The organism is Bacillus cereus group sp. RP29 (assembly GCF_040459765.1).
Taxonomy (GTDB): domain Bacteria; phylum Bacillota; class Bacilli; order Bacillales; family Bacillaceae_G; genus Bacillus_A; species Bacillus_A paranthracis.
Genome location: NZ_JARVHN010000001.1, coordinates 2,484,238 through 2,501,818, shown reverse-complemented (window position 1 = coordinate 2,501,818; position 17,581 = coordinate 2,484,238). Strand labels below are relative to the sequence as shown.

Below are 17,581 nucleotides of genomic sequence, written 5' to 3'. Positions count from 1 at the left end.
GAAAATGATTATTTGTTCTACTTGTTTTGTAGCATTGTATATTCCTTTTTTTATATCTAGAACACTTTTTTCTACGTACTATTAATCGCTTCAACTGGAATAAACAAAATATATGGTACATATGTTTAAGCTGTGGTCAATTGTTGAAAGGGATGAAGAGTATGACTCAGCTGAACTTTGAAGAGAATTTATTAACGAAAGTAGCTTGGTACTATTATAAGGACCAATTAACACAACAGGAAATCGCTTCACTTCTTCATATTTCAAGAAATAAAGTCGTCCGGTTATTAGATAAGGCGCGGAGTGAAGGTATCGTTACATTTCACGTAAAAGGGACTGGTTTGCACTGTTTAAGTATTGAGCGTGACTTAATGAAAAAGTTCTACTTAAAAGATGCTTTTATTATCCCGACCCCAGTAAACAATTATCACGATTCTCTCGGAAAAGCTGCTGCACAATATTTAGAAACTCAGCTCCAGCAAGGAGATTTACTCGGTATTGGCTGGGGAGAAACAATTAGCAAAATGCTAGAAAACATTCATTTCGAAAGTTCTATTAATCTCTCAATCGTAACGTTAACAGGCGGAGTAAATCACTATCTCCCGAGAAAACAAAACTATTTACATTACATGCAAGGTGATCTTCACATTATCCCTACGCCGTTTCTAGCGTCTACAACCGAAATGGCACAAAGTATTCTATCAGAACCGAGTGTAAAAGATATGCTTCATGTCGCTTCACTTGCTCATACGGCTGTTGTCGGTATTGGAGGACTATCTCAAGACGCTACGATTGTAAAAAAAGAAAAATTAACATTACGTGAGATGACATATATTCGTAGTCAAAACGGTGCTGGCGATATTTTAGGACAGTTTTATGATACAAATGGCAATTTATTAGAGCTCTCGCATCACAATCGTCTAATTGGCACGCCTCTCTCTATTTTGCGCAATATGAATCATGTCGTCGGTGTTGCTGGAGGTATAGAAAAGATAGATGCAATTTATGGTGCCTTAAAAGGAAAGTTTATTCATACATTAATTACCGATGAGGAAACTGCCCTCTCCTTATTACGAAAGGATGGTGATTGTTAATGTCCAATTTATTAGCTTTCGATGCTGGTACAGGAAGCATACGAGCAGTTCTTTTTGATTTACAGGGTAATCAAATTGCAGTAAGTCAAAAAGAATGGATTCATAAATCTGACCCACGTTACCCTGGTTCTATGAACTTTGATGTAATAGAAAATTGGAAGCTGGTACAAGAATGCACGAAAGAGGTTCTTCAAAAAAGCAATACTCTTGCCTCTTCTATTCTTGCTATTAGCGCTACAAGTATGCGGGAAGGATTTGTTTTATATAATCAAGATGGGCAAGAAATATGGGCGTGCGCAAATGTTGATGGGCGTGCATCCGCGGAGGTTAGTGAACTAAAAGAAATTCGGTCACATCTTGAAAAAGATTTATATACAAAGTCTGGTCAAACTTTTTCATTAGGTGCTTTACCTCGCCTACTTTGGATAAAAAAACATGAACCCGACGTCTATAATTCTATTCACTCTTTTACAATGTTAAACGATTGGATTTTATATAAACTAAGCGGCGTGCTGCAAATTGATCCTTCAAACGGTTGTACGTCTGGAATCTTTGATTTACAAAATAGAAATTGGGATAACGATGTAGCTAAAGAGTGTGGTATAACTTTACCATTTTCACCAAAAGTAAATGAAGCTGGCACTGTGATTGGTAATGTTACAAAAGAATGTGCAGCATTAACTGGATTACGTGAAGGAATTCCTGTTGTAGCCGGGGGCGGAGATGCTCAAATGGCATCACTCGGAACTGGAGTCGTGAAACCACATCAAACATTAATATGCGGAGGTAGTTTTTGGCAACAAGAAGTGAATGTTACTGAGCCAATACCAGATCCGCATGCTGCGATTCGTATAAATTGTCACGTCGTACGTAACCTATGGCAATATGAAACGATTGCCTTTTTCCCAGGCCTCGTTATGCGCTGGTTTCGAGACGCTTTTTGCCAAGAGGAAAAGAAACTTGCTGACAAACTCGGTGTAGATGCTTATGAATTATTAGAAGAACAAGCAAAAGACGTACCTGTCGGCTCACATGGCATTATCCCTACTTTTTCAAACGTTATGAACTACATTTCTTGGCGTCATGCCGCACCATCTTTTTTAAATTTAAGTTTAGACGCTGACAAATGTGGAAAAAAAGAACTGTTCCGTGCTATTGAAGAAAATGCCGCCTTCGTTACACTTGGAAACTTAAAATTAATAGAAAATCTCACAGGGACATTCCCTTCTGAAGTCGTTTTTGCTGGTGGTGCCGCTAAAGGAAAACTATGGCCACAAATTCTATCAGACGTCCTTGGTATTCCTGTAAAAGTACCTGTTGTGAAAGAAGCAGCTGCTTTAGGAACTGCAATTGCTGCAGGAGTTGGTGCTGGCATATATGCATCTATGGAAGAGACTGCCGAAGAGTTTGTACAGTGGGAGCAAACATTCGAACCAGTAACTGAAAATCACGAACTATATAAAGAGTTCTATGAAACATGGAAAACTGTATATGACAGTCAGCTCGCTTTAGCTGATAAAGGACTCACTTCACATATGTGGATTGCGCCTGGTGCACTGTAACACATTACATAAAGGAGTGGAATGTATGTTAAAAGCGAATGAAAATGACTTCTCCTATCGCTTCGGTGATAACGGGCCGAAATATTTAATACAAGGTCCGAATATTGATCTTGGCCTTGTTGTCATTCAGCCTGGGCAGGAGTTTCAAAACCATTATCATACGACGTGCGAAGAGGTCTTTTATGCATTAGAAGGTGAAATAGATTTCTATGTAAATAACGAAAGAGTTCCAATGAAACAAGGTGACGTCCTGCAAGTTCGTCCTCATGAATCTCACTATCTTATTAACCATTCTGACAAACCTTTTAAAGCGGTTTTTATAAAGTCACCACATTTACCAAATAAAGATACTGTTCAAACGGAAAATCCAACATTAACGAAGGAGTGATTTTGAATGACTTGGGGATTTAAAAATCGATTAAATACAATTTTACCTGATGGTAGAGCGGTTATGTTAGCGATAGATCACGGCTACTTTTTAGGACCAATTCACGGGCTTGAACAACCACTTGAAACAGTTAAAAACTTGCTTCCTTACACAGATTCCCTCTTTTTAACGCGAGGTGTACTTAACTCCTGCATTCCTGAAAATTGCAGTACACCGATGGTTATGCGCGTATCAGGCGGAGCTACTGTCGTCGGTAAAGACTTAGCGAATGAAACAATTGTTACCCCTGTAAAAGAAGCAGTAAAACAAAATGCAATTGGCGTCGGTGTATCTGTTTTCGTCGGATCAGACTATGAAACACAAACAGTTACAAATCTCGCAAATGTAGTTTCAGAAGCTCATGATTATGGTCTGCCAGTACTTGGCATTACCGCAGTTGCAAAAGAACTGCAAAAACGTGAAGCTCGCTTTTTAGCACTTGCTTCCCGTGTATGCGTTGAAATGGGTGCTGACATTATTAAAACGTATTACTGCGAAGGATTCGAAAAAATCACAAGCACTTGCCCTGCCCCAGTCGTTATCGCGGGCGGCCCAAAACTAGATTCAATTGAAGACGCATTAAACATTACGTATAACGCACTGCAAGAAGGTGCAATCGGCGTAGATATGGGCCGCAACATATGGCAATCCGAACATCCAGCTGCGATGATTCAAGCGATACATGGGATTGTGAAAAATGGGTTGAATGTGAAAGAGGCACTCCAATTATATGAGGATGTAAAAAATTAAAACAAACTATTGCATTTAAAGGAAAAGCCCATATGCTAGATTACTGAGTAATCTAACATATGGGCTTTCTTTTACATTTTTCATTGTTTTGAATTTAATCTATAGATCGCGCACATTCCAAACAATCTCACCGCGTTCGCCAAACGTACTATGATGTCGCTTAAATCCTAACTTCTCTAACACCCGAAAAGACGCAGTATTCCAAGCGCCTACAGTAGACCATAGTCTTTTGCGCCCCGTAGCAATCGCAGCCTCCAATACCGCTGATGCTGCCTCTGTCGCATAACCCATGCGATGAGCACTGCGGAACAACTCGTATGCAATCTCCGGCTCTTCAAGCGTGGAACGACCGATAATTAAGCCACAGTAACCGATGAAATCGCCTTCATCTCGTCTACGAATCGTGAGAAGAGAAATACCATTTTCAGCTGCTATCTTGCGCTTCTCAATAAGATCGTTACGTACAGATTCAACGGTTGGCATTTCCACTCCACGTTCACCAACTAGTTCTCTAAGCCAGACTGCATCGGATTCCTCCCACATATTCAGGTCGAGTCGTTCCGTTTTCAGCTGGAACGCCATCTCTTTAAATTCAGATGTCATAGCGATAACCTCCTATTTATATCACTGTACTACTTATAATCGTTTCGTACTGTACCCTATGGGAAACCTGCTAGATTCTCTAGTTTTTTTGCATTAAGATACATTATTGTTATTTTATGCATAAGCAATTCCTTTGCAAAATAGACCTTGTTATGAAACTTCATTTTAAAAATTTAACTAGATTACACTCTTTTAGTTGCTACTTATACAGTATATGAAATTTATATCAACGATTTTCTCGATATATCGACGATTCAACACAACATATCGATTTACCAACAATATTATTTATGAAGCACCCACTCAATTAACTCAATTGCTGCTTTAATACGGTCCTTCGTATCATCTAAAAATAGTTTATTAAGTAACGCATCTAAATGAATTGGCTTATTCGGTAACGTTTGAATATACTTCAACACAGATCCCGCTGGCGGTACTGGCTTATTATTAATAGCCCATATTCCTTCTAACAATGTCCAAGTTGAAGTTTGAACTATGTATGAAGCCTTTAACTCATCATTTGCTTTCAAAGCAGATTGAATTTTAATTAACGAACTCTGTAACCAATGAGAAATGCCTTTCACTTTGTCGCTAGAAACACGATAGTTTTCAAATTCAGATATAGCTATTTCTTTTAGTTTTTTTAAGTCACCACTTTTATCAAATAAACATTTATCACATCCATATTTTACTATAAATCAAAAAAAGAGGATATTTGTTTATTAATAAACAAATATCCTCTACCTTTACATATATATTACGACTGTTGATAAGCCGCTTTCGATGATTTTACATAATAAACTGCATGATCTACATTAATAATATGATCTGGTTTTGGTTTACCACGGCTCGCTCTATGACCTGCTAAATGCTCTTCACTTGTTTCCCAGTTTTTCCATGCTTCTTCAGATTCCCAGCGAATCATAACGACTACTTCTTCGTCGCCGCGTCTTACTTTTTTCACAAGAACACTTAAATCAATAAAACCTTCAAACTTTTCAATAATACCTTCTCCAGTAAAACGTTCTACAACTATATTTGATGTACCTTCTTTTACTGTAAATGTTTTCGTTTCGATAAACATATATCCCACTCCTTCATTCTAATACGAATACTACTATACTTCTATTATAGTTGATTATGATAATTATTTTCAATTATAAAGTTTAGATTTTTCGAATTATGCTGTTTTCTCTTCTATCGCCTCATCTAAAAACTTGAAATACGGAAGTAACATTCCTATTAAAGAGGTGACACATATAATTGCACCGATGATTAAATATAGCGCTCTTACTCCCCACATTTCACTCAATATTCCCCCTACTAACACACCTAACGGCATAGCGGATCGTATGAAAAATAATCGCACTGAAAATACTTGTCCTATCATATTGTTCGGAACTGACTGTTGGCATATCGTTGTGTTATGAACATTGAAAAATGCAATACAAATCCCTGCTATTACTTCAACTATTATTGCAATGATAATACTATGATTGAACCCTAGCGAAATGTATGTGAGCCCCCCTATAAACAATCCTCCAAGCATAAGTATACGCCGGCTTTTATATGTTACTTTTCCGACTAGTATAGATCCAACTACATAGCCAAGTGGGAATCCGGCCATAAAATAACCAAATTCCGCATATCCCGCTGATAGCTCATCTTTTATATAAGGAAGGTTTGTGACCATTGTTACTCCTACTCCAAATTGAACAAAAGTTAGAAATATACCGAGCCAAACGATGATTGGTTTTGTGAAAAAATATGTAAAACCGTGAAGAAACTGTTCTAGCCACGTTTTCCGAATAGGTTGCGACGTTCTATTTTCTTTTATATAAAGTAAGAAAGTGCCACTAACAAATAAACAAATGCATACGAAAGATAACGCAAGTTCTGTGCCAATCAAATGAATGACTACTCCACCTAATACTGGCGCAAGAAACATCATAAGACGAGTCATTCCATCAATGTACGCATTTGCATCTTGAAGTTGTTCTTTCCCTACAATGCTCGGTGTAATTGCTTGACTTGCAGGTGTATAAAGTGGTGTAATAAGTCCCACTACAATTTGAACAACATAAATGTGCCAAACTTCTAAACTACCGGAAACTAACATTATCAAAGGTAATAAGAATACGGACGCTCGTATCCATTGTGAAAAAATCATAATCCACTTCCGACTCCATTTATCAATAAATGGGCCACTGATTAATTGCAGTATGAGTGATGGGATGAAATATAATAGCCACATACTACTTAAAGCCATTTCCGATCCTGTTAACTCATATACTAGAATTGAATTACATAACGTTCCGAACCCCCCTCCTAATTCTGAGATTGCACTACCAATCCACATAAAAAAGAACGAACGATTTTTCAATACATTTTTCAATTTCACACACCAACTTTTCTTTTATATTCCTCCCTTTATGTACATTCTTGTTGTATATTATCTATTTAAAAACGCATCTAATTCTTTCGCTAACGATTGTACTGCTTTCTTTCTTAATACATATTTCCCATCATGTATATCCACTAACTTCGCTGCACGTAACAATTTCAAATGGTGGTGTACAGTCGATTTACTAAGTTGCAATCTTTCTGTAATTTCCTGCAATGTTCGTTCTTTTTCGAACAACATTTTTACAATGCGTAACCTCGCTTCATCTCCAAGAGCTTTATGTTTTTGAACTAAAAAATAGTTCGGTTCATATGGATCTTCAGGATGGATACTTTCGTTTGCAACTGGATAATGAAATACTTTCGTATCTTCAACATCCGCCTCAATATTCCACGGTCTGTACGTTATTTGCGGGATAAGAAGCACGTGATGAACACTTGGTTCTGGCATATAATGAACGCCACCTGTAGCCCACTCGACAAACTCTTCTGGTTTCATCTTTTTATTCATTTCACTCTTTGCTTCATAATCTCGTTTTAATATAGAAAGTATTTCTTCTTCCTCTTTCTGAATAACGCTCTCATACCATCCTGTCATAACAGCAATTAAATGGGATTTTAGCACTTGTACATCAACATCGCATATAAAACGAATATAAGTAGAGAAAAACTGATGTTCTTGTGTCAGTTCCATTAGTTCATGTATTGCAGTTACGTTTCCACTTGCCGCTAAAATTCTTTTTTCTTGGTACTTCTCTCCTAAAAACGGTAAACATATATACTTCAAATCTTCTTCTGAAAGTGAATCAATTTTAGCGTGAAACTGCGATACATCGTGAAAATCTTCTTCATACAACAACTGAAGCAATGCTTTCCACGTATTATTTTCTTTGACAAATTGTAAATGCTCTCTCATTTCTTCTGTTAATGATTTCTTAATTTCTTCCCATTCATTTTGACTCTTTTCAAGTGTATCAATTAACCTCTTATGAGTAATTGCTGCAATTCCAAGAGCACATTCGAAAAGTATCGAATATTTCACTTGAACGTTATAAGTTTCCCTCTTTCTACTCGTTATGTGATAGACCTCCATTTTTATCCCTCCTTGTTTGCTATATATTAAATTCTATTTTTATCGAATTTTACCTTCTATATTTTTAGAATCAACAAAATTTTAGTTGAAATACATTCATTCTAAATTAAGGAGAATAGGAGCTTTTTTATATACAAATAATAAGCCTCAAGGAGTTGTTGACATGTATTTCATATTGAATATGTTAGGGATTTTCGTTGTCATATTAATTGTTTACTTATGTTCGCCTAATAAAAAACATATAAAATGGAGACCAATTGTAATTCTCATCATATTGGAGCTTTTTATTACGTGGTTTATGTTAGGCACAAAGCTAGGCAGTATTATCATTAATAAAATTGCTTCATTTTTCAGTTGGCTACTGGCATGTGCGAATGAAGGAATTCGATTTGCATTTCCTTCTGCTATGGAAAATCAAACAATTGATTTCTTCTTTAGCGCATTACTTCCTATCATTTTTGTTATCACGTTCTTTGATATTCTGTCTTACTTTGGAATCTTAACTTGGATGATTGATAAAGTAGGTGCAATTATTTCAAAGATTTCTCGTTTACCAAAGTTAGAAAGCTTCTTTTCGATTCAAATGATGTTTTTAGGGAACACCGAAGCGCTTGCGGTTGTTCGGGATCAATTATCTGTTTTAAAAGAAAATCGTCTGCTGACTTTTGGAATTATGAGTATGAGTAGCGTCAGCGGATCCATTCTTGGTGCTTATTTATCAATGGTTCCAGCAACATATATTTTCAGCGCAATCCCATTAAACTGTATTAACGCATTAATTTTAGCCAATGTATTAAATCCTGTGGAAGTTTCGAAAGAAGAAGATGTTGTTTATTCACCTTCCAAACATGAAAAAAAGGATTTCTTTTCTACTATTTCCAACAGTATGTTAGTCGGGATGAATATGGTTATCGTTATTTTAGCTATGGTAATTGGATATGTAGCTTTAACAGCATGTTTAAATGGGATTTTAGGATTTTTTGTAACGGGTTTAACAATTCAAAAAATCTTCTCTATTATCTTTAGTCCTTTCGCTTTTTTACTCGGTTTATCGGGCAGTGATGCTATGTATGTAGCTGAACTAATGGGGATCAAAATAACGACGAATGAATTTGTTGCAATGATGGATTTAAAATCAAACTTAAAGTCTTTACAACCGCATACGGTTGCGGTTGCCACAACATTTCTAGCTTCTTTTGCTAACTTTAGTACAGTAGGTATGATTTATGGAACTTACAATTCATTATTTGGCGGCGAAAAATCATCAGTCATCGGGAAAAATGTTTGGAAGCTTCTTGTGAGCGGAATGGCTGTTTCCTTATTAAGCGCTATGCTTGTTGGGCTTTTTGTATGGTAAATAATTTTTAAAATAAAAGACACCCAAACGAATTGAGTGTCTTTTATTTTTATTTTCGAATTTGTCCATTTCCACGAATGACGTATTTTGTAGAAGTTAATGCAGGAAGCCCCATTGGTCCCCTTACGTGTAGCTTTTGTGTACTGATGCCAATCTCAGCTCCGAATCCGAATTCAGATCCATCAGTAAAACGAGTTGATGCATTGTGATACAGCGCAGCAGCATCAACAGATACGAAAAATTTGCTGACGTTTTCCTCGTTTTCTGAAATAATCGCTTCAGAATGCATAGATCCATACGTATTTATGTGGTGAATCGCTTCTTCTATAGAAGAAACTAATTTAACTGCTAGCGTGAGAGATAAAAATTCTGTCCCCCAGTCTTCTTCTGAAGCAAGTACAATTGATGAATCAATTGCCAATGCTTTTTGATCACCACGTAGCTCCACGCCTCTTGCCTTCAAAGAAGAAAACAACTCGCTACCATATTGCTCTGCCCACTTCTCATGAAGTACAATCGTTTCAATCGCATTACATACAGATGGACGCTGCGTTTTTGCATTTATAATAATATCAAATGCCATTTGTTTACCCGCTGTTTCATCAATGAAAATATGACAATTCCCCGCACCTGTTTCAAGTACTGGAACAGACGCTTCCCTCACAACAGTATCGATTAATTGTTTGCCACCTCTTGGAATAAGAACGTCTAAATAATCATTCATTGTAAATAACTGCTTCGCGCTATCTCGCGTTGTATCTTCTATAAGCTGTACACTTTCTTCTGGTAAGCTTGTTTGTTTGAGCGCTCTGTGAATAACGGCAACAATGGCTTTATTAGAATGAATAGCAGAAGAACTACCACGTAATATGACTGCGTTTCCTGTCTTCAAACAAATAGTAGCAGCATCCACTGTTACATTCGGTCTTGCCTCGTAAATCATCCCAACAACACCAAGTGGTACACGCATTTCCTGAATAGATAGTCCATTTGGCCTTTCCCATGCACTTACACATTCTCCTACAGGATCACGTAATTCAATTAGCTGCTTAATCCCCTCTGTCATATCAATAATACGATTTTCAGTTAGCATAAGACGATCAAGGAGTGAATCCGAAAATCCTTTTGCCTTACCTTCTTCTATATCGCGTTTGTTTTCCTCTAAAATATAAGCTGTTTCACTTATTAATTGATTTGCAATTGCAGCAAGTGCTTCGTTTTTTTGATCCGTATTTTTAAGCACAAGTTCTCCAGCGATTTCTTTCGCTTTTTTTCCCTTTACTAACACTTCATTCATTTTTATTTCCTCCTTTTTGATCCCTCTTCTTAAAGTGAAACCCAATGATCTCTATGGATGACTTCATAACTATGCCTTTCGCCTCTTGCTTGAATATGTTGGCTTTGCATACCTTTTATCTCTCTTAATTCCTCTGCGCTATATGTGCATTGTCCTTTTCCAATTACGCGCCCTTGTTGCGTCATGACTTCTACAACATCGCCAACTTTGAAAAATCCTGACACATTTGTAACACCCGCAGGAAGAAGACTCTTGCCATGCTGAATGATAGCTGTAGTTGCTCCGGCGTCTATTTCAATTTGACCGCTAACAACCGAATGCAAGGCAATCCATTGCTTGTTCATCTTCATTTCTTTTTGAGGGGCATTTCCGACATACGTCCCGTCACCTTTCCCCTTTAAAACATCAACAAATTTCTCTTGTCCACGTCCTGTACCGATAAATACACTTACCCCAAGAGATAGCGCCGTCTTTGCAGCATCAATTTTTGATTTCATACCGCCAGTCCCAAGTTTTGAGCCAGCATCTCCAGCAAGAGAAGCAATTTCTTCTGTAACTTCAGGAAGGAAATAATATTTTTTCGCATCCTCATTTTTTTGAGGATTTTTATCATATAAACCGTTCACATCTGTAAAAATCATAAGCATATCTGCCGAAACAAGTCCGCTTACTAAAGCTGACAGCATATCATTATCACCGAACGTTAACTCCTCTAAAGAGATGGAATCATTTTCATTAATAATTGGAAGAGCAGAACGGTTTAATAACTCTCCTAACGTAGCGTAAGCGTTACTATATTGTTCTTTTCTAGAAAAATCACTTCTCGTCAGCAATAGTTGTGCAGTAACGATACCGTATTTACGGAATTCCTCCGTGTATGCCTGCATTAACAAACTTTGTCCGACAGCCGCAGCAGCCTGTTTCCCTTTAATTGTTACAGGTCTGCTAGGGTATCCTAGAGCAGAAAAACCTGCAGCAACGGCCCCAGATGTAATTAACAACACTTTATGCCCTTCCTCTTTCAATCGAGCTAATGCGGCAACATGATCTGAAAGTTGTTCTTTAGAAATGCCTCCATGACTATCCGCCAAAGAACTGCTCCCAATCTTTACAACTATTCGCTGTTTCTTCACTTTTTTATCCCCCAAGTCTAAAATCAAAGTTTTTTATACATTACATTTCTATTCATACAGCTCGCAGCGATTTCTATTCTTATGAGTGCTGCACGTAGCCTATTTAAGAGCAAAATAAAAATGACCGCTTCGCCCTTCATAAAATAAAAAGGACGAAACGGTCATTGTTCCGCGGTACCACCTTAATTGATATACATAGATATCCACTTGGTGCCTATAACGCAGGCGAACGCCTAAACTTTCATTTAAGACTCAGGGATAGGTTCGATATATTCTATACGAGGAATCTTTCAGCCGGTGAATTCCACTCTCTTTCGCAAGAAGACATATGTACTATTTCCCTTCAACGATTTTCGGTTTAATTTTTTTATATTATGCGATATAGTTCGATTTGGTGTCAAGAGGTATTTTTAAAAATAAATAGAGGAGCAAGTTACTTGCATGAAAAGATTGCTCTACTGAATGAAAATACAAATTGATATAACTACAACTCATATTCATAAACATAATACCTTACATTATAGTGTATATATTTACAGAATGTCGAATATAATTGATTTTTTATCTTTTGGTGTTGCAAAAAGGAAAATATTCTCTTAGAATGTTTCTTTATATTGCATGGAGATGTTATTGTTATTTTAAGATAACAATTTCAAAATGATATAATTTATTAAAAAAGGAGCAAGATTGAATTATTATGGATAAACAAATTGGATTCATCGGATGCGGAAATATGGGGATGGCTATCATTGGCGGGATGCTAAACAAAAAGATAGTGTCTTCAAATAAAATCATGTGTTCAGATTTAAACACGACGAATTTAGAAAATGCTAGTACAAAGTACGGAATAACTATAACTACTGACAACAATGAAGTCGCTAAAAATGCTGATATTTTAATTTTATCAATTAAACCAGACTTATACTCATTAGTAATTAACGAAATTAAAGAAGTAATAAAAAACGATGCTATCATCGTTACGATTGCTGCTGGTAAAAGTATTGAAAGTACTGAAAATGCCTTTAATAAAAAATTAAAAGTTGTACGAGTAATGCCTAATACCCCTGCTCTTGTTGGAGAAGGAATGTCAGCATTATGTCCGAATGAAATGGTGACAGAAAAAGATTTAGAAGATGTGCTAAACATTTTCAATAGTTTTGGTCAATCAGAGATTGTAAGTGAAAAGTTAATGGATGTTGTAACATCTGTAAGTGGCTCTTCACCAGCATACGTATATATGATAATAGAAGCGATGGCAGATGCTGCTGTACTAGATGGCATGCCAAGAAATCAAGCATATAAATTCGCTGCTCAAGCTGTGTTAGGCTCTGCAAAAATGGTACTAGAAACAGGAATACATCCAGGTGAATTGAAAGATATGGTTTGTTCTCCCGGCGGAACAACGATAGAAGCTGTAGCAACTTTAGAGGAAAAAGGCTTACGAACAGCTATCATTTCAGCTATGCAACGTTGTACACAAAAGTCTGTCGAACTATCTGGTCAAACGAAAAAGTAAAACTATAAATTCACATGAATGTAATTAGAAATGCACTACATGATAAACGGCCAAACTCGAATTTACTTGAGTTTGGCCGTTTTAGTTGTTAATTATATTAAAATAATTTCATTTTCCCCTTCTCTACTACGCTTGTGTAATTTTATTAGAAACAAGTAATTTTTCAATGCAAATCGGTAACATATCTAATAGCGTTTCAAATGCGTAATTTACATCTAGACGTTCTGTCCATTGATGTGCATCTTTCCCTACCGGTCCCATATTTAAAACTGGAACGTCAAATTCTTCTAGTTCCTGAAGTGGAATTGAGTAACCTTTATCCCATAATGGCATATTATCTACAAGTGAACTCATTGAATGTAATGGATTTTGTAAGCCCACATAGCTTAAATCTGAAATTCCTCCAAAATAGTTTTGGTTTTCAAATGTAATATTATGATTGAAGTGTGCATACCTTTCCATTTCTCCGACTACTTCTTTAATTAACTGGTTGTTGCGTGAACTTACAGCTGGATAATATGGCGGAGCGAAGAAAAGTACAATCATCGGCGCCTTTTCTTTACATAAAATAGCTAGTTTATCTACTAAATCAATCGTTACCGCACGATCATCTTTATCTTCTCTATTTTTAATAATGCTAGATTGAATATCATCTATTTTCTCTTGCCCGTGTTGTTCAATTGCATAAGCGATAAGCTCTTCATATGTTAATACATTTACTTTGAGGTTAGGTGGTATAAATGGATTATATTTAGAAAAACGATAAGCTTGCTTCTCATATGATTCTTCTATTTTTTCTGCTACTTTCGTTACTTTTTGACGCAGCAATGAAACGACATCTGTCATTGATTTTTCTAGTAAAAACAAATTAAATAATGTGACTGCGCGATGCGGAATTTGTACAGAATACTCCTCCTTTAAGTCCCTTTGAAGTAAGTTAGTTGGCGGAGGACTCGCTTCCCCTTCTACAATATCACAAAGGTCTGTATTCAACTCTAATTCTGCTGTTATTAATGAAGCCATATAACTCCCATTTAAACCTGCAAAAGGTTCACCTACATGTGTCTCTTTTCCGTAGCAAAGAAAACCAGGTAACACTTTACCAATAGAACCAGTGTAAATATATTTCTTTTGGTCACCAGGATGCCTTGAAAACATAGGCTCTGAATTTAGTACTGTTTTATAATCTAAATCATGTTCTCTTGCTAAATCTAATAATCTTGGGACAGCAGCTCTCATCCCTACAGAGTTTACTTCTTCATCTGGTACAGCCAATAAAAGAACATTCCCATCAAACCTTCCTTCGCAAGCTTGCTCAATCATTGCCATTTGTAACGTGAGGCCGCATTTCATATCCATTGTTCCTCTACCAAACAGCCAATCTCCATGTTCTATATCTTCACGTACATGGTCTGGTAATTCATCTTTATGAGAATAAAACATAGACGTTAACTTTTTAGGATTGAATGCATCTTCTTTCCACACTCCATAATCTTGTACATCTACAACATCAAAATGACTTACTAAAATTACGGTATTTTTTGTACGATCGCTTTTCTTTACTAGTGCTGTAACAAAATATCTTCCGTCCCCTGTCGGATTTTTTTGCAAATGGTGCGGATTTTCTTTGAAGTACTGTAAATCAGATAATTGTTCCACAACGAAGTCTGGCAATATCACTTCAGCTTCTGTACCTGTAATACTAGGAATTTCAACAAGACCGCTTAATAATTGAATCAATTGTTCTTTTGATTGCCACTTTGACATATAAATCCCCCTATTTTTCCGCATTATGAAAATGAATTCCAGTATATGAATAAAAAATGACGACAGTTATCAAAATTATAGTTCTGATGTACTGCCGATTTTTATTGATATTTCATGTGCTGCTTGTTTTACCTTACTAATAAGAAAAGATAGTCGATCATCATTAATGCGATGACTAATTAACCCAACACTTAATGCTCCTACTACTTTATGATTAAATCCGATAATAGGTGCAGCTACTGAAGCTGTCCCTTCTGTTTTTTCTCCATAACTGACAGCATATCCTTCGTTTCTTATTTGCTTTATTTGATCAAGAAGAATTTGCTTTTGTTCTGGTAAAGCAGAAAGTAGTTGCTCAACAATATATTCCATTTCATTCTGTTTCATATTGGCAAGCATCGTTTTATTTGCAGCACCAATTGAAAGAGGAATCTGTTCCCCTAAGTTATCAATAACTCGAATTTTTAAAGGGCTATCCATTCTTTCAATAATAATAGAATGTGTTCCATTTGGAATGTTCAAATAAACACTTTCTTCCACTTCATAGGCCAATCGTTTCATTACTTCTCTTGCGACTGATCTGTAGTCTACCTTCTCCAATTGTCGTAATCCTATTTCCATCCACATTGGTCCAATTTTGTACTGTTTCGTCTCTGAAATTTGTGTAACTAGCCCATGCTCGATTAGAGAGTTAAGTAATCTATGTACTGTACTAACTGGGAGATGTGTTCTGTCCGCTATATCAGAAATGGCCCAATACTCTTTTTCATTAGTAGAATTTAATAACTTTATAATACTTATCGCTCGATCAATGGACTGTACCATAACTCACCTCTACTTCACTTGTAATATGTTAGCACGCTCAATTACCTATCAATTTAACAAACATTCGAAATGAAATCAATCTATTTATTCAATTTTCTAAAAATAAAAATATGTTGCGAACAATAATTTGAAAGCGCAAACAAAAAAATATTGACTTTTCTTTTTAATTATCTGAAAATTATAACAAGATTTCACATCACGGAATATATTCCACAATACGGAAAAACATCAAAATTTATGCTATCAACTACGAAAGTGAGGAAAACAATGGCGCAAGTAAATAATACAAACAATGAATTAAAACGTACGATGAAAAGTAGACACTTATTCATGATTGCACTCGGTGGCGTGATTGGAACGGGATTATTTAACGGATCTGGTTTTATTATAAGTCAGGCTGGACCTGGTGGATCCGTACTTGCCTTTATGGCCGGTGGATTATTAATGTATTTCGTTATGCTATGTCTTGGTGAACTCGCTGTAGCCATGCCTGTTTCGGGGTCTTTCCAGGAATATGCCACTAAGTTTATCAATCCTGCAACTGGCTTTACAATCGGATGGTTGTATTGGTTAAGCTGGGCGAATACGACCGGCCTTGAATTTACAACTGCTGGCATTACAATGCAGCGCTGGTTTCCTGATATTCCTGTTTGGGTTTGGTGTTTAATATTTGGAGTTACAATCTTCACGATTAACGCACTATCTGCTCGTAGTTATGCAGAAACAGAATTTTGGTTTTCAAGTATAAAAGTATCTGCCATTATCGCTTTTATTATTCTTGGTGGCGCCGCTATGTTCGGTTTTATTGATTTAAAAGGCGACGAACCAGCTCCGCTATTATCAAATTTCGTGAATCATGGTGGTTTATTTCCAAATGGACTTGCAGCTATTCTATTAACAATGGTTACAGTCAATTATTCCTTCCAAGGTACAGAACTTGTTGGAATCGCTGCAGGTGAAAGTGAAGATCCAGCAAAAACTTTACCTCGTTCTATTAGAAATATTATATGGCGTACGATGTTTTTCTTCGTCTTAGCAATCTTTGTTCTTGTTGCTTTAATTCCTTGGGAAGAAGCAGGATTAACAAAAAGCCCGTTCGTTGCCGTTTTTGATAATATCGGTATTCCCTATGCGGCTGATATTATGAACTTTGTTATTCTTACTGCTGTTCTTTCTGTCGCAAACTCAGGACTATACGCGGCAACTCGTATGCTTTGGTCATTATCCAAAAATGAAATGGCTCCAGCCTTTTTAAAGAAATTATCATCACGAGGAATACCTTTAAACGCTTTAATTATGACAATTGCTATTTCTGCTTTTTCTCTTTTAACAAGCGTTGTAGCTGCTGAAACGGTTTACTTATGGCTCATTTCCATTTCTGGAGTTATAACAATCATTGTTTGGATGTCAATTTGTGTCTCTCAATTCTTTTTCCGTAAACATTATGTAGCAGACGGCGGAAAATTAGAAGACTTAAAGTTCAAAACGCCACTTTATCCACTTGTACCAATACTTGGTTTTGGATTGTATGGCATTATATTAATCAGTCTAATCTTTATCCCAGAACAACGTCTAGGAATCTATTGCACTGTACCATTTATCATCTTTTGCTACACGTACTATCACTTTAAAGTTAAGAAAAGACTTGCTACTAACACTCGTAGTGAAAGTAAAATTAGCGAGACTATGTAATACTATACTTATATATAAAAGACCGCACATAGCTTTTACCTTATGTGCGGTCTTTTATCATT

Annotated in this window: 15 protein-coding genes, 1 pseudogene and 1 other annotated feature; of the genes and pseudogenes, 7 read left to right on the top strand and 9 right to left on the bottom strand. The window is 36.3% G+C overall.

Features of this window, described 5'->3' with window-relative positions:
- Nucleotides 1-161 precede the first annotated feature (161 nt).
- The 4 genes from QCI47_RS13295 to lsrF are packed head-to-tail and all read left to right on the top strand — an operon-like array spanning nucleotide 162 to nucleotide 3,833.
- Nucleotides 162-1,094, top strand: a complete 933-nt coding sequence (locus tag QCI47_RS13295) for a sugar-binding transcriptional regulator (protein WP_000192720.1) — start codon at nucleotides 162-164, stop codon at nucleotides 1,092-1,094.
- On the top strand, nucleotides 1,094-2,656 hold the full coding sequence (gene lsrK / locus QCI47_RS13290; RefSeq protein ID WP_000067324.1) for an autoinducer-2 kinase: 1,563 nt from the start codon (nucleotides 1,094-1,096) through the stop codon (nucleotides 2,654-2,656). Before QCI47_RS13295 ends, lsrK begins: the two co-directional genes overlap by 1 nt.
- A gap of 25 nt (nucleotides 2,657-2,681) precedes the next feature.
- The gene (locus QCI47_RS13285; RefSeq protein WP_000909989.1) at nucleotides 2,682-3,044 is read left to right on the top strand and encodes a cupin domain-containing protein; all 363 of its coding nucleotides are present in this window, start codon (nucleotides 2,682-2,684) and stop codon (nucleotides 3,042-3,044) included.
- Between the two features lie 6 nt (nucleotides 3,045-3,050).
- Complete coding sequence (lsrF, locus tag QCI47_RS13280; protein ID WP_000219760.1) at nucleotides 3,051-3,833, top strand: 3-hydroxy-5-phosphonooxypentane-2,4-dione thiolase; 783 nt, start codon at nucleotides 3,051-3,053, stop codon at nucleotides 3,831-3,833.
- Nucleotides 3,834-3,932: 99 nt separating this feature from the next.
- Here lsrF and QCI47_RS13275 read toward each other — a convergent pair whose 3' ends face one another.
- The 5 genes and pseudogenes from QCI47_RS13275 to QCI47_RS13255 form a co-directional block, all read right to left on the bottom strand.
- Nucleotides 3,933-4,436 (bottom strand): GNAT family N-acetyltransferase, encoded by a 504-nt coding sequence (locus QCI47_RS13275; protein ID WP_061130962.1) that lies wholly within the window; start codon nucleotides 4,434-4,436, stop codon nucleotides 3,933-3,935.
- 284 nt (nucleotides 4,437-4,720) lie between these two features.
- Nucleotides 4,721-5,104: pseudogene (locus QCI47_RS13270) on the bottom strand (DNA polymerase subunit beta); the annotation flags it as partial.
- An 89-nt stretch (nucleotides 5,105-5,193) separates the two neighbouring features.
- Entirely contained in the window at nucleotides 5,194-5,520 is a 327-nt protein-coding gene (gene hmoA, locus QCI47_RS13265; RefSeq protein WP_000469503.1) for a heme-degrading monooxygenase HmoA, read from the bottom strand.
- Between the two features lie 96 nt (nucleotides 5,521-5,616).
- Entirely contained in the window at nucleotides 5,617-6,837 is a 1,221-nt protein-coding gene (locus QCI47_RS13260; protein ID WP_025991647.1) for an MFS transporter, read from the bottom strand.
- A gap of 51 nt (nucleotides 6,838-6,888) precedes the next feature.
- Entirely contained in the window at nucleotides 6,889-7,932 is a 1,044-nt protein-coding gene (locus QCI47_RS13255) for an ArsR/SmtB family transcription factor (RefSeq protein WP_061130961.1), read from the bottom strand.
- Between the two features lie 163 nt (nucleotides 7,933-8,095).
- Here QCI47_RS13255 and QCI47_RS13250 point away from each other — a divergent pair, with 163 nt between their 5' ends.
- The gene (locus QCI47_RS13250; protein WP_309423171.1) at nucleotides 8,096-9,289 is read left to right on the top strand and encodes a NupC/NupG family nucleoside CNT transporter; all 1,194 of its coding nucleotides are present in this window, start codon (nucleotides 8,096-8,098) and stop codon (nucleotides 9,287-9,289) included.
- A 49-nt stretch (nucleotides 9,290-9,338) separates the two neighbouring features.
- Here the strand turns inward: QCI47_RS13250 and proA are convergent, their stop codons facing one another.
- Nucleotides 9,339-10,586, bottom strand: coding sequence for a gamma-glutamyl phosphate reductase (gene proA / locus QCI47_RS13245; RefSeq protein WP_001006729.1), 1,248 nt, complete (start codon nucleotides 10,584-10,586; stop codon nucleotides 9,339-9,341).
- Between the two features lie 29 nt (nucleotides 10,587-10,615).
- On the bottom strand, nucleotides 10,616-11,719 hold the full coding sequence (proB, locus tag QCI47_RS13240) for a glutamate 5-kinase (protein WP_309423175.1): 1,104 nt from the start codon (nucleotides 11,717-11,719) through the stop codon (nucleotides 10,616-10,618).
- Between the two features lie 145 nt (nucleotides 11,720-11,864).
- Nucleotides 11,865-12,075 (bottom strand) — a binding site (T-box leader).
- A gap of 341 nt (nucleotides 12,076-12,416) precedes the next feature.
- On the opposite strand from proB, the gene proC reads away from it, so the two are divergent.
- A complete protein-coding gene (gene proC / locus QCI47_RS13235) occupies nucleotides 12,417-13,235 on the top strand; it encodes a pyrroline-5-carboxylate reductase (RefSeq protein WP_046199270.1) in 819 nt (272 codons plus the stop codon).
- Between the two features lie 126 nt (nucleotides 13,236-13,361).
- Here the strand turns inward: proC and QCI47_RS13230 are convergent, their stop codons facing one another.
- Nucleotides 13,362-15,002 (bottom strand): M20/M25/M40 family metallo-hydrolase, encoded by a 1,641-nt coding sequence (locus QCI47_RS13230; protein ID WP_061130958.1) that lies wholly within the window; start codon nucleotides 15,000-15,002, stop codon nucleotides 13,362-13,364.
- Nucleotides 15,003-15,077: 75 nt separating this feature from the next.
- Nucleotides 15,078-15,827, bottom strand: coding sequence for an IclR family transcriptional regulator (locus QCI47_RS13225; RefSeq protein ID WP_000250772.1), 750 nt, complete (start codon nucleotides 15,825-15,827; stop codon nucleotides 15,078-15,080).
- Between the two features lie 267 nt (nucleotides 15,828-16,094).
- Between QCI47_RS13225 and QCI47_RS13220 the strand changes: the two genes are divergently transcribed.
- Entirely contained in the window at nucleotides 16,095-17,519 is a 1,425-nt protein-coding gene (locus QCI47_RS13220; RefSeq protein WP_000079973.1) for an amino acid permease, read from the top strand.
- The last annotated feature ends 62 nt before the right edge of the window (nucleotides 17,520-17,581 follow it).